The sequence below is a fragment of the Bacillus cereus group sp. MYBK222-1 genome, from assembly GCF_051916425.1.
Taxonomy (GTDB): Bacteria; Bacillota; Bacilli; order Bacillales; family Bacillaceae_G; genus Bacillus_A; species Bacillus_A paranthracis.
Window position 1 is genome coordinate 1,831,088 of record NZ_JBQAGP010000001.1, and the last position, 16,035, is coordinate 1,847,122.

The following is a 16,035-nucleotide window of genomic DNA, read 5'->3' on the forward strand; positions in this document are numbered from 1 at the left end:
TTTTTTCTCTCCCTTTACATTTCTATCTCAATTTTAACACCTCAATTATTCATTGAGCAAAATATATGTAAGTAGCTTCGCTTAATAAAAAACGCTACCTTTCTGTATATCCATACAAAAAGATAGCGTCTTTTATGATTATATTTCTTAACCGATACTCCTACTCAGCAAATGCACTCGAATATTGTACAACTCCTTCTACACTTTCAAGAGCATTCTCTGTTAATTCCATTACCATAAACACTTCTTCAGGCACTTCAAATGGTGCTTTTATATTCCACTCACTGGCTTTCTTAAAACCAAATTTCGGATAGTACTCTGGATGTCCTAATACTACAACTGATCCGTATCCAAGTTCTTTCGCTTTTTCTAACGCAGCTACTATAAGCTTTCCACCAATTCCTTTTTTCTGATATCCCGTAGCAACTGATACTGGTGCAAGCGCTAATGAATCTACAGAAGCTCCATCTTGTTCTATCGTAATTTTAGATAACATAATATGACCGACTATTTCTTCATCTACTGCAACGATTGATAACTCTGGAATAAATGCGTCACACTCTCTAATACGTTTTACAAGTTCATGTTCCTTTTTATCACTAAATTCTTCATTTAAAAATGCTTGTTGTACAACTTCTTCCGTTTTTCTATAATCGGTTTGTCGTTCTTGTCTAATCGTTACCACTCTGGATTACCCTCTATTCTTTCTCATTTCTTTTTGAATTTTACGAAGTGCTTTTTTCGATCCCCGCTCAATATCATGTTGCATTTTTCTTTCTTTATAATCGACAAATAGCGTATTTAAATCGTATCCCTCTGGATATAATTCTTTTGCTGATACCTCTAAAGTAATACGTTTTACATTCACTTCAATGAATTCACCGTTATAATATACAACGACATTATAGAAGTTATCTTTTTCCTTATAGATGATACCAAAATCATCATGATCCAATAAATTTACACGGTCGCCAATTTTATACTCGTAATGATTTTCTCTTTTTTCTTGCAGGAATTTCGGCTTTCTAATTTTACTTTCATTCACTTTTTCTAAAGTATATTCTTTATTTTCCATGTACTCTTTCGCTCTTTTCAGTACACGTTCTCTTACGTTCATTTTATTTGCAATCCAAAGTGCATTACTTTCACCTGATTTACCGATCACTAATTTATAAAGCGGTTCTAGCGTCTCACTATTAAATTGCATGGCTGCGTTCATGAAATCATCGTGCATTTCTGAGAAGCGTTTAATTTCACCGTAATGCGTACTCGCAACTGTAATACATCCTGCAAGATAAAACTCCTCTAAAATAGAAATTGCAAGTGCTGCTCCTTCATTCGGTTCAGTCCCGCTTCCTATTTCATCAAATAATAGCAACGTATTATTATTTGACATCCTCATAATCTCAGATAAATTTTTCATATGTGATGAAAATGTACTTAGTGCATTTTCGATACTTTGATTATCACCAATATCTACAAATACATTTTCGAAAATAGCAATTTCTGTTTCTTTATCTCCGGCAATATGCAAACCTGACATTGTCGCTAATGTTAACAATCCAATCGTCTTTAACACAATTGTCTTCCCGCCCGCATTCGGCCCTGTAATAATTAAACTACGATAGTTTTGACCGATTTCAAAGTTTAATGGTACTACTTTTCCACTTAAAAGCGGATGCTTACAATTTACTAAATGAACGTAGCCATGATCATTTAACTTCGGCTCTATTCCATCAATCGATTTACTAAACTTCGCTTTCGCAAACACCATATCATACTGACTAATTAATTCCATATTAATTTTTATATGATATATATTTTCTACTACCATTCCTGATAAAGTCGCTAAAATTTGATATTCTTCCATCGCTTCTTCTGCTTTCAAACTTGCCAGTTCCGCATTTAACTTTGTAACCGTATGCGGTTCTATAAATACAGTAGAACCTTTAGCCGACGCTTCAACAATACTTCCGGCAACTTGATTTTTATAAGAAGATTTAATCGGAATCGTATAACGATCATCTTTTTTACTAATAAAGAACTCCTGAATATACTTCTTATTTGCACTGCTATTTAAAAACTTCGTTAAACGTTCTTTTATTTTCCCATCTACCGAATCCATGTTATTTCGAATTCGTTTTAACTCTTTACTAGCGGCAGAATCAATACTATTACCTTTTATTGAAAAATTAATTTCCTCTTCAATACTTTTAAATTCAGTCATTGAATTTGCATAAGAAGCTAATACTGGTGCAAAAAATTCTTTATCTAACATAAATTTTTTAATCTTTCTACATCCGCGTAAAAAGTCTGAAACACTGACTAATTCTTCTGGATCTAAAATCATCCCTTTTTCTAATTTTTGAATTGTACTTGCGATATTTGAAATACCGAAGAAAGGAACATGCCCTTCTGCATCTAATATAGCTCGTGCTTCTGTCGTTTCATTCAATCGATTCCTTACTACTTTTATACTTGCACTCGGCTCTAATTTATTTATTAATTCTTTTCCTAATCCACTTACACAATAAGATTTCACTATATCCTTTAATTCGTTATATTGTAACTTTTCAAAAGTCATTGTATTCATTTTGTTTCTCCTCACTATGATTGATTTCTATCATAAATGAAGATACCTACTCATTAGATTCCAATGAGTTCTACATTATTCAATTACCCTTTTTAAACATTAAAAATATACACAAAAAAGCTGCGGGGATACCGCAGCTTTTACATTTACAAGGCATGAGTAATAACATATGGGGAAATAAACCATAAAAAACGGATGGCAATCCCCTTATTACACGCTTTATAAAGTATTGTAGGTATCTTCATAGGTATCGAAATAAATCCATGACAAAATTAGGGGTATGGTATACATAAAAATCCCCTGTTCTTATCTGATTTATTTCATTCAATTTTTCCTATTTAGTACCTACCGCACTCACAAAAAGCACCTCTCATTATTTTATATTATGGTCATTGAAATCTAATTTACTGAAATCATCATACTATATGTATAGCAAGAAGTAAAGGTGTCATACTTTAGTCGTACGCACATATGCAGATGTTTCCTCTTGCGATATTAGATACAATATATATAAATCGTTTAACGGAGGGGTTTCTATGACAGACTTTCAAAAACAATTTTTCGCACGATTACATATAGAAGAAAAAGACAAAGTTTCATTTGAAGATTTACCTAACATTATGTACGCGATGGCACAAACTGTCCCATTTGAAAACTTAAATGTTCTCGAAAAGAATTTTAAGAAAATATCAAAAGAAAATCTAAAAGAAAAAATTTTAGTAAACAATCGTGGTGGTCTTTGTTATGAACTCAATCCTACTATGTATCACTTCCTTAAAGACGCTGGATTCGATGTTCATCTCGTTTCAGGAACAGTGTATAACGCTGCAAATTCTATATGGGCTGTTGATTCTGGCCATATCGCAACCGTTTTAACACATCATAATGAGCTTTATTTAATTGAAGTTGGATTCGGATCATACTTACCACTTGCACCTGTTCCTTTCTCAGGTGAAGTCATTCACTCCGTTACAGGAGATTATCGTATTCGTAAAGAAATGACCGAAAAAGGAAACTACATGTTAGAGATGCGTAAAAACAATGAGTTTTTGGATCAATCTTCTACTGATGATTGGACGTTAGGCTATGCATTTTATATAGAAGAAGTGGATGAAGAAAAAGCAAATGCAGCACAAAAAATTATCGTTGAACATGAGTGCTCACCATTTAACAAAGTACCTCTTATTGTAAAACTAACTGAAGATGGGCATGCTTCTTTAACGAAGGATAGTCTAACAATAGCGAAAAACGGTAAAAAAATGAAAGAAAAAGTTACAGATGTGCAATATAAAAATCTTTTACATTCAAAATTCGGAATTACATTATAATTTGTTTAGCCTTGCCTTTTAGCAAGGCTTTTTAATTTTCAGCAGGGATTTTTTGCAATTTGTTGTATTTCATAGTTATATAGAAATATAACTACATATTTAGAAAGGAAATGATTATGACAGAACTTAAAGATCGACTACAAGTAGATGATAAAGAAAAATGGGATTTAACGGATATTTACGATACCATTGAAGATTGGGAAAGTGATTTTCCTAAAATTGAAGTATTAACGAAAGAACTACAAGAGTTTAATGGAAATATTCACGATGGCAATAGTTTATTAGCCTATTTAACAAAGAGTGAAGAAATTTCTAGCATCATATCTTTACTATTCGCTTATGCACGATTACAATCTGATCTTGATACACGCGATACTGACGCCCAATCTCTTGTCGATAAAGTATCACAATTACACGTGAAAGTAAGTGCGGCTAAATCTTTCTTTTCCCCATTCTTACTTAGCGTAGATGAAAACACATTACACACTTACATAGAAGAAGCTGAAGGCTTACAATATTATAAAGAAGATTTATTTGAATTATACCGTTATAAAAAACACGTATTGAATAAGGACCAAGAAGAGATTTTATCACAAATGGGCGAAGCACTTTCCTCTCCTCAGCATACATACGGCATGTTAAATAATGCAGATATACTATTTGGTGAAGTGACTACTAATGATGGAGAAAAAGTTACTTTAACACGAGGAATGTATGCAAAGTTAATAGAAGATGAGAGCCGCGAAAAACGTAAAGAAGCCTATAAAGCTTATTACAAGCCATACGTTCAATTGAAAAATTCTATCGCTTCTACTTTATCTGCTGCTATTAAAAATAATGTTACTGTTTCTAAGCTAAGAAAATATCCATCAGCGTTAGAGAAATCATTATTTGGCGACATGGTTCCGAAAGAAGTATATGAAAATTTAATTGAAACGACGAAAAAAAACATTCAATCTTTACATACATATAATGAACTTCGAAAAAAGAAATTAAATGTCGATGAACTAAGACAATATGACTTAAGTGTCGATTTAGTAAAAGGTGTAAAACAAGACATTCCATATGATAACGCGTTTGACATCATGATTGAATCACTAGCTCCTTTAGGTGAAGAATATATTGAAACATTAAAAAGCTTTAAAGATAAACGTTATATTGACGTAAGAGAAACGCCAGGAAAACGTTCCGGTGCTTATAACTTTGGTGTATACGGCGTTCATCCATTCATTCTTTTAAATCATCACGATGATTTAAATAGCCTTTTCACCCTTACTCACGAATGTGGGCATGGCATGCATACGCACTACTCACACGGATATCAACCAAGAATTTCTGCACACTATACTATTTTCGTCGCAGAAGTCGCTTCTACAGTAAATGAAGTGCTATTAATTCATCATTTATTAAAAGAAGCAAAAGATGCTAACGTGCGTAACCATTTAGTAAACCATTTCATCGAGAAATTTAAAGGCACTTTCTTTACACAAATCATGTTCGCTGAGTTTGAAAAAATCACACATGAAATGGCACAGCAAGGTAAACCATTAAATGCCCAAACCTTTAGTGAGGTTTACGAAAACTTGTTTAGAGAATATAATGGCGACTCCCTCGTATTTGACGAAGAAGTAAAATACGGATGGGCTAGAATACCGCATTTCTATCGTCCATTTTACGTGTACAAATATGCCACCGGATTCGCTTCTGCAATCCAAATTGCCGATAAGTTATTGAGCGGCGATCCAAATGCACAGAAAAACTATCTCGAATTCCTTAAAGGTGGAAGTTCAGATTATCCATTAAATCTACTGAAAAAAGCTGGCGTTGATTTAACTACGCCAGAACCGATTGAAAGTGCATTACATCGTTTTAGTGAACTTGTTGAAGAGTTTTCAACTTTATAAAAAAGAAGAGCCTCTCGCTAGAGGCTCTTTCTCTTTCATGCTCCGTTTCCTTCTATTAAATCATTCGCCATTTTCCTAAACTCTTGATTAAATGTATCATTCATACCATTTTGAACGTTAGAGAACAATATGACGAATGTTTTTTTATCCCAGTTAAAATTATTAAAAGTATTCCACCCTGCTAATACCCCGTGGTTATGATAATAATCTGGATACGTATAGAAACTAAATCCATATTTTCTTGCAGGTGATGCAGTAAACATATCTAATACACTTTGTTTAGATAACAGCTTTCCATCCATTATTGCCTCATCTAATCTTTTCATATCTTCAACAGTTGTATACATTTCACCACACCCATACAACCAGTTCATTTTTAAGCGGGGGGCAGCTATTAATTCATTATCTTTTCTCGTATAACCTTCTGCTAAAAAAATATCTTCTGGGAGAGTCGCCCCCATTCCAGATTCATACATGCCAGCAGAAGTAAAAATATTTTCTTTCACGTATTCAGCGAGCGGTTTATTCGTAATTTTTTCTACAATATATGCAAGCACCATATAATTATAGTCTGTATATTTCCAGCCTGTCCCTGCAGGAAATTGCAATTTTTGCGCTCCAATCCACGTTACTAACTTTAAACGTGACCCTGCATCCACCCTACCTTGTCCTTGATCTGGCAAGCCAGATGTGTGTGTTAATAGATTTCGTAACGTAATGTTTTTATCTGCTGGAAACGATGGGATATACTTATTTACATTGTCTTCAATATTTAATTTCCCTTTTTCTTTTAGCTGCATAATAGATATTGCAACGACCGTTTTCGTAATAGAACCAATACGATATTTCGTTCTTGGCGTTGTTACTACTTTATCTTTCACATTCGCATATCCATAACCTTTTCGTAAAATCACATGATCTTTACTAGCTACAAGAACGCTCCCATTAAATCCTTTATCTTTTAAATATTGATCTAGTTTTCCAGCTACAGCTTCATAGCGTTTTTTCTCAGTTGCATCAACTTCTTGCATATCGTCCTTTTGCTTACTATTTACATTAGAAAATGCCTTTATATCATATTTCTTACCTTTATTTGCATGTATTAGTGCAACGACACTCCCACAAAAAATAGCAAAAACAAAGAAAACGATTAACCATTTCTTTAGCATAATAGGAACCCTCTTTTATATAGTTTCACTTAACGCGCATCCATTCTATTCTATATCTATTAATTTTTAAATTTTTTATAATACTACCTATTATTCACCTAAATGAACTAGATTCCTTTTTCTCATATTCAGTTTTCGGCTACTCTCTATTGTATTTCTTTCTCGCAAAATTTCCACCATACAATCGGATGCACCCTACTATAATTTCAACATCTTATGTAACATTTGTTACACAAGATAAGAAACGGAGTTGTTAAGATGAAAAACACAGATAAAAACAATCGTTTAGATGATATGACGTTTCATTATCCTACAATAAAATATAGTTATAATTTAATATTAAGTAAAATAGATTACAACTTTAAAAGGAAATGATACTAAAAATTTTCAAACAAAATAAATCATGTAAATAACGATAAAGAAAAACAAATCATTATAGCTAAAATTACAGGCAATGAACTTCATTGAAAATGAATCTCATTTATACTTTGATTATACAACAAATAAAAAAAGAAATGTCGCTCACTCGGCATTTCTTTATATTTTCTTCATAAAAAATTTACATTGCTAACTTTCTTTTATTTTCTTGTTTTTTCTATATAAACTGACTGCCGAGATACTTAACAATACTACTATACATAACCACGCATACGCATACCCTTTCTCATCCACAATATAACCAAATAAAACAGGTGCAACAATAATAGCAATTTGATTTAATGTAAGTGCTACACTCACTGTTATTCCTACAGATTCTTCACTTGCCAATTCAGCAACTTCGGCTATAAAAAGACTAAACCATCCAATTGAAAAGAATCCTAACAATGCACTTACACTATACAAGACTCCACTCATTATTGTATGTATATTCATTACTAACAATAAAATCATGCCGATAGAAGCGCAGACAGCTATAAATAAAGGTATACGCCGATTCCCCTTATACAACACATCACTAATAGCTGCTAATGCAATACGACCAATCATTCCAGAAAAGAACATAACTGAAAATACTGTTCCGGCTACAATAGATGTAATCGATTGTTCCCCTGCTAAAAATTTCATGAAGTGTCCAACTAACACCATTTGTAATGAAATCATGCAAATACCCGTTATATAAATTGGATACAACTCTTTTTTGCATATCACTACTTTTAGCTCCATCCAAAAGGAAATGTTATTATGTCCTTTCCTCGCTTCCTCCTGAACATATGGCTCTTTATAAAACACAAAAAATAATACTCCTCCCATTATACAAATGCATGCGATACTATTGATCGCGTAAGTCATATTATATTGTACTGTAAGAAACGGGATTAACACTCCCGCTAACGCGCCACCAATCGGTATACCCGCTTGCCTTATTCCCATCGCTAATCCGCGATTTTCTTTTCGGAACCATTTTAAAATCACTTTATTTCCTCCTGGCTGGGAAACACTATAAAACATTCCTATTAATAAAAGTACAAATAATAACCCATTAAATCCATTTACTATATTAGTCAGTAAAAGCGAACTCCCTAGCAAAAATGAACTGATAGAAATTAATATTTTTTCATTATGTTGATCAAGTAGCCGACCGACAAAAAGCATACAAAATAACGGTCCAACATTTACAACACTTACTAATAATCCACTCTCCGTATTCGTAAGTGCATATTCTTCTTTCCAAAATAAAGCGAAAACCCCGACACCATACGTTATAAGTGTCGCTGTTGTTTGAGCAATCGTCGCAACAATTAACATAACCCATTTATAAGTACTATTCACCCTTTCTTCAATCAACATAATAATCCCTCCCCCTTCCATTGTATGAAAGTTCTGATATCATATAAAATAAAGATTCATCATATAATCCATCAAAAAAATTGATACCTTTTCGGAGGGATGATACGTGGACATAAAAGATTTAACTGTATTTTACGAAGTCGCGAAGGAAAATAATATTTCTCACGCAGCGAAAAATTTGAACTACGTGCAATCAGGCGTAACGATGCGTATGAAACAACTAGAAAATGAATTAGGTGTTCCTTTATTTTACAGAAACGGAAAAGGTGTAACTTTAACTTCTAACGGTGAGATTTTATTAACGTACGCCAAACAAATTATCCACTTAATGGATCAATCTATAAAAGCGGTTCAAAGTAATGGAACTGATCCTAAAGGTACTTTAAAAATTGGGTGTACAGAATCTACAACTGCGGTAAGGCTTCCCTCTATATTAACGGCCTACTATGAGAGGTACCCAGAAGTCGAATTGATTTTGGAAACAAATACGACTGAACAACTAATTAAGCTTGTATTAGAGCGAAAACTAGACGGAGCGTTTATAGCTGGCTCTACTCAGCATAATAAACTCCATACAACTGTATTTCATGAAGAAGAATTGGTTCTCATTAGTAAAAAACCTTTATCCTCTCTTACAGACATAGAAGATATGAATTTACTCGCTTTTAGTCACGGGTGCTATTATAGAAGTTTATTAGAAGACTGGCTTCAAGAAGAAGACATCTCGCCTAAACGAGTATTAGAATTCGGAACAATCGAAGCGATACTTGCATGTGTAAAATCAAATATAGGCGTAGCGATTATGATGAAATCAATTTTAAAGGGACATGAACATGACGTATCATTCAACCCTTTACCAAATAGCTTCAAAAAGGTTCCTACTACTTTCATTACTAGAAACGATATATTTCGCTCAGCTGCATTACAAAAATTTATGGAGATGACTCACAATGCATGAAAAGAAAATACGTGGGATGAAACGAAAAACAAACACTATGATTAAACGCATTGAGGAACATACAAAAATATTCCCTTCTACTTTCTATAACGATGAATATTGGTATATGCCTTTACCAGTTTCTCAAGCTTTTATCGAGTCTCATAAAACACCTAGAAAAGTAAAACGATTATGTATACAAACCTTAATAGATCGAGTGAATCATTTAATAAAAATAAAACCGAATGATACACATACATATCGAGTTGTTGTTTTCATTTCTATAGAAAGTTTGTGGAATTCGCAAATTATTATATTTAAAAATGAAAGGTACTTTCATAATTTCTTTAATAGAAATAGTGAATTTCAAAATTGGGTCCCTCTTTCAAATGAAATTAATTTTTGGGAAACATGGGGGATTTCAATTCGCCCTACTGCCCAACTGTTTCACTTTCAAGAAGTCATTTATGATGAAGATACAATCGATAAAAAAGAGATTTGGTTTATTGGAGAGTTATCTTAAAAGGGGTACTTTCAAATGAAAAGCTTCCCTTTTTCCACTTATTAAAATCGCTATATGATGAATTTGTCATTTTATTATATAGGAGGTTTTCAAATGGTAATACCTAAATATCCTGATGTCCCTACTCTTACGAAAAAACAAATCGATCAAATTACAGAAATCACTTTTCTAAAAGAAATAACACCACAAAAATGTGATGCAATATTCGTTTTCAGCGGTTCACACCCTGGCAATTGGCAAGCTCCTCTAGAAGCTTATCGACAAGGTTTAGGAAATAAAATTATCGTTACAGGTGGTACTAGTTTACATGGCATGAAACATCCGAGCTGGAATTACGGGGATTTGTCAGATGCAGAAGTAATTGTAAATAAATTACTTGAACATGGCGTACCAAAAGATGCTATCCTATTCGAGAAAAACTCCCTCCATTCTATCGCTAATGTAATGGAAGCGAAAAAGATTTTTGATTTTACAAAGATTAATCAGCTACTATTTGTTTGCAAAAGTTTAGGCGCTGGTCGGCAATATCGAGTATTAAAAAAACATTTACCTAAAACTATTACTTGTATCCCATATACATTTGATACAAGTTTCGATGGTGAGTTTATCATTAATAGATATAATTGGATGGAAAATGAAAAAAGTCGCTCTATGATTTTTGGAGAATACTTGAGAAATGTTTGCTACGGTAGAAAGGGCGGCATTGAGCCACCTGAAAATGAGGTTGAAGGTTTAGAAGAATATGTATCCTATTACTATAATCTAGCATAATAAAAAAAGGTATACCAAAATGTCGGTATACCTTTTCTCCTATTTATTTTTCTTTTAACACACTATGTAATCGATCAGGATAATTTGTAAACATTCCTGTAGCACCCCATTTTATTAACAATCTCATATCTGGTTTCTCATTAATTGTATAAGGATGAATTAGCAGTCCATTATTTCTAGCTATTTTCATATATGACTCATCAATAATTAATTCTCCGTTATCATTACGTAAGTTTGGTCCAATACCAACTGCATACTTTTTAATTTCTTGAAAATCTTCATTCGTTACATGTTTCGGTTCATGTGTAATAGCAGACCATTCAACAATCTCATTGTTTTCATTTGGATAATACCAAAGCAGTTGAACTAACGGAATATTTTCATTCATACTATGAATCTTTGTTAAACTATCTTTACTAAATGATTGAATCATCACACGGCTAGAAGACATGTTTTGACCTATTAAATTATATTTTTCTAATAAAGCTAATAATTTCTCTTCCATTCCTGGATACACATCTGGTGATTTTGTTTCAATGTAATACTTCATGCTTCTTCCGTACTTTTGGAAAATTTCTTCAAGAGTCGGAACTTTTTGACCAACGTACTCTTGCTTAGCCTTTTCTGGATACGCTTTATTGAACCACGATCCTGCATCTAAACTCTTTATTTCACTTAATGTTTTATCTCGTACTTCACCTGTACCATTTGTCGTGCGATCAACTGCCGTATCATGCATTGCAATCAACTGGCCGTCCTTAGTTAATTGAATATCTAACTCCAAATAATCCGCTTTCATTTTTTTCACTAAATCATAAGAAGCAAAAGTATGCTCAGGTGCATGTCCACTTGCTCCGCGATGTGCAATATTTAAAAACTTATTCTTATTCCACTCATGCTTTCCTTCTGCTTTCGCATGAACAGCTCCCCCAGCAAAGATACTTCCCGTCATAAAGAAGATAACTAAAACGCTAATAATTTTTCTCATCCTTCTAACCCTTCCTACGTTACAAATTTCAACAAGTTAATGAGATTTACACGAAATAGAAGATATACTTTCATCATTTTTATAAGTTTATATTAAAATTTCAATCTTACAAATATAATTCCCCTATGTTATTACTATACTATTTATTTTCCATATCCCCCCTATTCACATGTAACTTCCTATTGATTACATTTCATCAATAAAAAAAGCCATAAATTATTTAGAGGACACTTCTGTATCCTTAAATAAATTTATGGCTTATCTCAAATATCTCCGGCCTCGATTAACTTGTCGAAATTAATCATACCAAACCTATTAATATTTGTGAATATTATTTTTTCAGTACGGTAAAGCTTTAATCAGTATAAGTTATATATCTATCTTATACTAATTAGTATTTGAACACATCGAATTTTTCCGAACAGCCCGATTCCTATCTAACTTCTTTAATTTCCATTCATACAAGATAAAATTCTATTGTCATTTGACATGATATTCACGTAAATCTAGGCTTTACTTAATTACAAATTCTTAATTTCGTATATCCTTTCTTGCAAGTTTAGGTTTCTTTTGAGAATGTGGTATATTTACATGTCCCAAAGCAGCCACGGATTGTCTCCTTTCCTTCCTTGACAGTTTAGGCTTCTTTTGAAAATATAATTCTTTTAAATGTCGCGAAGTAATACCTTGTTTTTTGAAATCAAAGTAAAAATACAAATGTGTACTTAGCGCTAGGAAAACAACTGAAATAAATGAAAAAATAACGATTAGCACAATCGCCATAGCTTTTTGGCTCAAAATTCCAATACTAACTTGACCAATCATATAACCTAAACCCGAAAAATATACAATTTTAGAGATTTTCACATCTTGATCAGTGATCCCCCTTAAGCGAGCTGTAAAATATTTAATCCAGAATAATTCAGATTTATAAACAATTAAACTATATGCAATAAGCGATAGAATAAAAAATAAAGGAGATTCTATTTCTACGAATTCGTAAGCTAACTTTTGCACAGCTATAAAACTACAAAATGAAATACTTAACGCAACAAATCCAGAATATAATAAATGTTGCAATTGAGGCTGCCGAGGCTTATGAATAGAAACCCAAATTCCCCATAGATTACATATCACATAAAATGGTAAAGCTACGTAAGAGTATATATTGTACGGTGGAAATATGAATAAAATGATGAGTAGCATAAAATTCATGATAACCCACACAAAGGCCCCTACAATATTTCTTATATCAAATGGTATTAATATCCGCATACAATCATCTATGCTGTTGCCATTATATTTGTCCATTATACACCCCATAAAAATTTAAAAATTTTATCTAATACATTTCCAATTCCTGATTTAACTCTATCTTTTACCGAATCCTGTTTGCCATCATGATTCCAATCACCTTTGTTAAATTTGATTCCATCTGTTAACCAACTTATCCCGATAAAAACACCAAAGCCAATTCCGGCCCCAACTACAGTTCCAATTGGTCCCCTAATTACTGTACCTATTGCAGCACCAGTTAATGCACTAGCAGCAGTAGAACCAACCCCAATTGCTGCATCACCAATAATATCACCAGCTAGCTTAGTTTTTGACGCTTTATTTTCAATATTTTCCTTTGTATCATTAATTACATCCCATCCTACAGCTGCATAACCTAAAGCATTTGTTTTTAATTTCAATGAACCTTTAAAAAATTCTTTTGGTGATAAAACATGTCTTTTTACATCATTTATTTGCTTTACTTCGGCTAAAGGTAATGTAGTCTGTAACCTCTAGGAAATATAATACAATAAAAAAATGATTCAATCTAGTAATTGCCAACACTTATAACTAAAAACTAAAAAAATTCTAACAACAAAAAATAAAGGGAATTAATTTACATATATTTTTATAATAGTAATGTCTCTTCACTACACAATCTTTATTTTGTAAGCTAAAAAAATAGAAGTATCGTCCTATATAAGACAATACTTCCGTAGTTACTTAAAAATCACATAATAAATTACCCATTACCTCTTCCAGCATTACATCTGGATTTACCACTGCTTTTGCCAAACGCCATCCTATAAAGCCATCTGGTCTAATTAATACAGCTCCTCCATTCTCTATCCTATATAATTCACGAAAAACATTTTCTTGAGCAATAAAGTCTCCACTTCCACCTACTCGATACAGTTTAATATTTATTCCTAATTTAGATGAAACATCAAATACAGCTTCAGCCCAAGAGCTATTGTCTACTCCAGTAAGTAATACAAAATTGTTACCAAATAAGTCTAATATAGAAGCTTCTTTCCCTTTATACATCCCCCAAAAGTGTGGCGCTCGCGTTCCAGGTCTCCCGTTCAACTCTACGCTATCCATTCTATGTGGAGTGACTGAGTCATCTATAATCGCTTCTGAACAATACTGATATCCAACTGTAACAGCTAAACCGTCCATATTATTTAAAATACCTTCTTCTCTATTCGCAGCACGAAACAGTAAACTACTCGCATAATCTGTCGTTAATTTTGCAACAGGATATCTCTCTTCATGATATGTTTCTAACAATTTTGGTTTTGCCTTTCCTTTTATAACAGCCGCTAATTTCCAGGCTAGATTGTGTGCGTCTTGTATTCCTGTATTGGAACCAAACCCTCCTGTTGGCGGCATAATATGTGCAGAATCACCAACTAAAAAAATGCGATTATCTTGAAATTTTGTAGCAGTACTTTCAGTCGCTTCCCACGGTAAAACACTTACTATTTCTGACTCAACATTTGTACTTCCTATTGCGGTTTGAATAATTTGTTTACAACGTTCTATAGTGAAATCTTCTGGTTGCTCTCCTTTTAATGGATCGTAGGATACATGGTAAATCCATCTTCTTTCGTTATCAACTGGAATAAGCGCACCAAGAACTTCAGGATGAAGTACCATAGTAAAACCAAATGCATCTCCTTGTATAAATTCACTTAAATCCGCTTCAAAATAAATATTCATATAATAACCACCAATTGTTCCACGGCCCTCGGTACTAATCCCTAGCTGCTCACGTATTTTACTTTTCGCTCCATCCGCTGCAATTACATAGTCACAATGTATGACACTTTCTTTTTCTGTTTCACGATTTCGAATCGTTGCGATTACTCCTTGCTCATTTTGTTCATAAGAAACCAATTCATGATAAAAAGATAATTCTCCGCCTAATGTTCTCGCTTCTTGTAACATCATCTCTTCTAAAGTAATTTGATAACAAGCAGTTTGTTTTGATGGACTAATCTCTTTTACTTTTCGAAGTAATTTTTCATCGTTTCCATACTGAGTCACCCTCAATTGTGCGAATTCTTCCTGATTCGCCTCAGCTATTGTATGAACAGCTATTCTTCCTCGGCAATTTTCTAATGTTTTACCCGCTGATCTAATTCTTTGTTCTAAACCTAATTCTCGAAATAACTCCATCGTACGAAAAGTGATTCCACCTGCTTTCGGATGAATGGCAGTAGACGGATGCCTTTCAATAAGCAAGTATTCAATATTATGTTTTGCAAGGAATAACGCAGACGCTAATCCTGATAATCCCCCTCCAACAATTAAAACTGGTACATCATTCGATTCCATATACTTATCCTCCACATCATTGTTCTGAGCTCAGTGACATAAATATAATCAAAAAAACAACAAAGATATAGACTTATATTTCATTTTAAATTATCATATAGATAGATTACGCCCCAAATTACTTTTACTTTTTCATACATCTATAATCTGCTTGAATTATGCATGTATGAAAGAGTAAAACGAAACAACTCACTTCAAAATAATAAAAACATGATAAGCGGTCGTAACCCAATAAATTATATAGGGTTACGACCGCTTAATTTTTTGTGCAATGACTTAACCATCCTCATCTGTAAACAACGTATTATTAAGCCTTTTCTATCTCCTACCATTTTCAACTCATAAAATTTCATTCGTCTCGATTTTCTTTCCCAATATTGCAGCTCATACAACAATCATGTAGCATTACCGTA

12 protein-coding genes and 2 pseudogenes are annotated in these 16,035 nt (G+C 33.0%); 6 read left to right on the plus strand and 8 right to left on the minus strand.

The window, feature by feature from the left end:
- Positions 1-160 precede the first annotated feature (160 nt).
- Complete coding sequence (locus ACTFR9_RS09490; protein WP_000256495.1) at positions 161-685, minus strand: GNAT family N-acetyltransferase; 525 nt, start codon at positions 683-685, stop codon at positions 161-163.
- Between the two features lie 6 nt (positions 686-691).
- On the minus strand, positions 692-2,593 hold the full coding sequence (locus ACTFR9_RS09495; protein ID WP_001095174.1) for an endonuclease MutS2: 1,902 nt from the start codon (positions 2,591-2,593) through the stop codon (positions 692-694).
- A gap of 536 nt (positions 2,594-3,129) precedes the next feature.
- Here ACTFR9_RS09495 and ACTFR9_RS09500 point away from each other — a divergent pair.
- Together ACTFR9_RS09500 and pepF are read left to right on the plus strand one after the other, a co-directional pair.
- On the plus strand, positions 3,130-3,921 hold the full coding sequence (locus tag ACTFR9_RS09500; RefSeq protein WP_103141371.1) for an arylamine N-acetyltransferase family protein: 792 nt from the start codon (positions 3,130-3,132) through the stop codon (positions 3,919-3,921).
- 116 nt (positions 3,922-4,037) lie between these two features.
- On the plus strand, positions 4,038-5,825 hold the full coding sequence (gene pepF, locus ACTFR9_RS09505; RefSeq protein WP_229136665.1) for an oligoendopeptidase F: 1,788 nt from the start codon (positions 4,038-4,040) through the stop codon (positions 5,823-5,825).
- Positions 5,826-5,860: 35 nt separating this feature from the next.
- Here the strand turns inward: pepF and ACTFR9_RS09510 are convergent, their stop codons facing one another.
- Positions 5,861-6,994: a serine hydrolase domain-containing protein gene (locus ACTFR9_RS09510; protein ID WP_000915223.1), complete on the minus strand. Its 1,134-nt coding sequence runs from the start codon at positions 6,992-6,994 to the stop codon at positions 5,861-5,863.
- Between the two features lie 258 nt (positions 6,995-7,252).
- Here ACTFR9_RS09510 and ACTFR9_RS09515 point away from each other — a divergent pair.
- Positions 7,253-7,462, plus strand: a pseudogene (locus ACTFR9_RS09515) (hypothetical protein).
- Positions 7,463-7,561: 99 nt separating this feature from the next.
- On the opposite strand, the gene ACTFR9_RS09520 reads toward ACTFR9_RS09515, so the two are convergent.
- Entirely contained in the window at positions 7,562-8,782 is a 1,221-nt protein-coding gene (locus ACTFR9_RS09520) for an MFS transporter (protein ID WP_229136664.1), read from the minus strand.
- Positions 8,783-8,888: 106 nt separating this feature from the next.
- Between ACTFR9_RS09520 and ACTFR9_RS09525 the strand changes: the two genes are divergently transcribed.
- The 3 genes from ACTFR9_RS09525 to ACTFR9_RS09535 all read left to right on the plus strand — a co-directional run bounded on the left by ACTFR9_RS09525 (position 8,889) and on the right by ACTFR9_RS09535 (position 11,013).
- A complete protein-coding gene (locus tag ACTFR9_RS09525) occupies positions 8,889-9,740 on the plus strand; it encodes a LysR family transcriptional regulator (protein WP_061131713.1) in 852 nt (283 codons plus the stop codon).
- Complete coding sequence (locus tag ACTFR9_RS09530) at positions 9,733-10,242, plus strand: DUF3916 domain-containing protein (protein ID WP_073541296.1); 510 nt, start codon at positions 9,733-9,735, stop codon at positions 10,240-10,242. Before ACTFR9_RS09525 ends, ACTFR9_RS09530 begins: the two co-directional genes overlap by 8 nt.
- Before the next feature lie 93 nt (positions 10,243-10,335).
- Positions 10,336-11,013, plus strand: a complete 678-nt coding sequence (locus ACTFR9_RS09535; RefSeq protein ID WP_076856655.1) for a YdcF family protein — start codon at positions 10,336-10,338, stop codon at positions 11,011-11,013.
- A 43-nt stretch (positions 11,014-11,056) separates the two neighbouring features.
- Here ACTFR9_RS09535 and ACTFR9_RS09540 read toward each other — a convergent pair whose 3' ends face one another.
- The 4 genes and pseudogenes from ACTFR9_RS09540 to ACTFR9_RS09555 all read right to left on the minus strand — a co-directional run bounded on the left by ACTFR9_RS09540 (position 11,057) and on the right by ACTFR9_RS09555 (position 15,622).
- Complete coding sequence (locus ACTFR9_RS09540) at positions 11,057-12,001, minus strand: glycerophosphodiester phosphodiesterase (protein WP_074543562.1); 945 nt, start codon at positions 11,999-12,001, stop codon at positions 11,057-11,059.
- 531 nt (positions 12,002-12,532) lie between these two features.
- Entirely contained in the window at positions 12,533-13,324 is a 792-nt protein-coding gene (locus tag ACTFR9_RS09545) for a hypothetical protein (protein WP_050541425.1), read from the minus strand.
- A pseudogene (locus tag ACTFR9_RS09550) lies at positions 13,312-13,785 on the minus strand (type VII secretion protein); the annotation flags it as partial. The gene ACTFR9_RS09545 and the pseudogene ACTFR9_RS09550, both read right to left, overlap by 13 nt.
- A 217-nt stretch (positions 13,786-14,002) precedes the next feature.
- Positions 14,003-15,622 (minus strand): FAD-dependent oxidoreductase, encoded by a 1,620-nt coding sequence (locus ACTFR9_RS09555; protein WP_229136663.1) that lies wholly within the window; start codon positions 15,620-15,622, stop codon positions 14,003-14,005.
- Between the last annotated feature and the right edge of the window lie 413 nt (positions 15,623-16,035).

What these genes read in the sequence shown, in the direction of transcription:
- ACTFR9_RS09535 (WP_076856655.1), top strand. Translation starts at nt 10,336, where the DNA reads ATGGTAATACCTAAATATCCTGATGTCCCTACTCTTACGAAAAAACAA.
- ACTFR9_RS09545 (WP_050541425.1), bottom strand. Translation starts at nt 13,324, where the DNA reads ATGGGGTGTATAATGGACAAATATAATGGCAACAGCATAGATGATTGT.
- ACTFR9_RS09520 (WP_229136664.1), bottom strand. Translation starts at nt 8,782, where the DNA reads ATGTTGATTGAAGAAAGGGTGAATAGTACTTATAAATGGGTTATGTTA.
- pepF (WP_229136665.1), top strand. Translation starts at nt 4,038, where the DNA reads ATGACAGAACTTAAAGATCGACTACAAGTAGATGATAAAGAAAAATGG.
- ACTFR9_RS09555 (WP_229136663.1), bottom strand. Translation starts at nt 15,622, where the DNA reads ATGGAATCGAATGATGTACCAGTTTTAATTGTTGGAGGGGGATTATCA.
- ACTFR9_RS09510 (WP_000915223.1), bottom strand. Translation starts at nt 6,994, where the DNA reads ATGCTAAAGAAATGGTTAATCGTTTTCTTTGTTTTTGCTATTTTTTGT.
- ACTFR9_RS09540 (WP_074543562.1), bottom strand. Translation starts at nt 12,001, where the DNA reads ATGAGAAAAATTATTAGCGTTTTAGTTATCTTCTTTATGACGGGAAGT.
- ACTFR9_RS09530 (WP_073541296.1), top strand. Translation starts at nt 9,733, where the DNA reads ATGCATGAAAAGAAAATACGTGGGATGAAACGAAAAACAAACACTATG.
- ACTFR9_RS09500 (WP_103141371.1), top strand. Translation starts at nt 3,130, where the DNA reads ATGACAGACTTTCAAAAACAATTTTTCGCACGATTACATATAGAAGAA.
- ACTFR9_RS09495 (WP_001095174.1), bottom strand. Translation starts at nt 2,593, where the DNA reads ATGAATACAATGACTTTTGAAAAGTTACAATATAACGAATTAAAGGAT.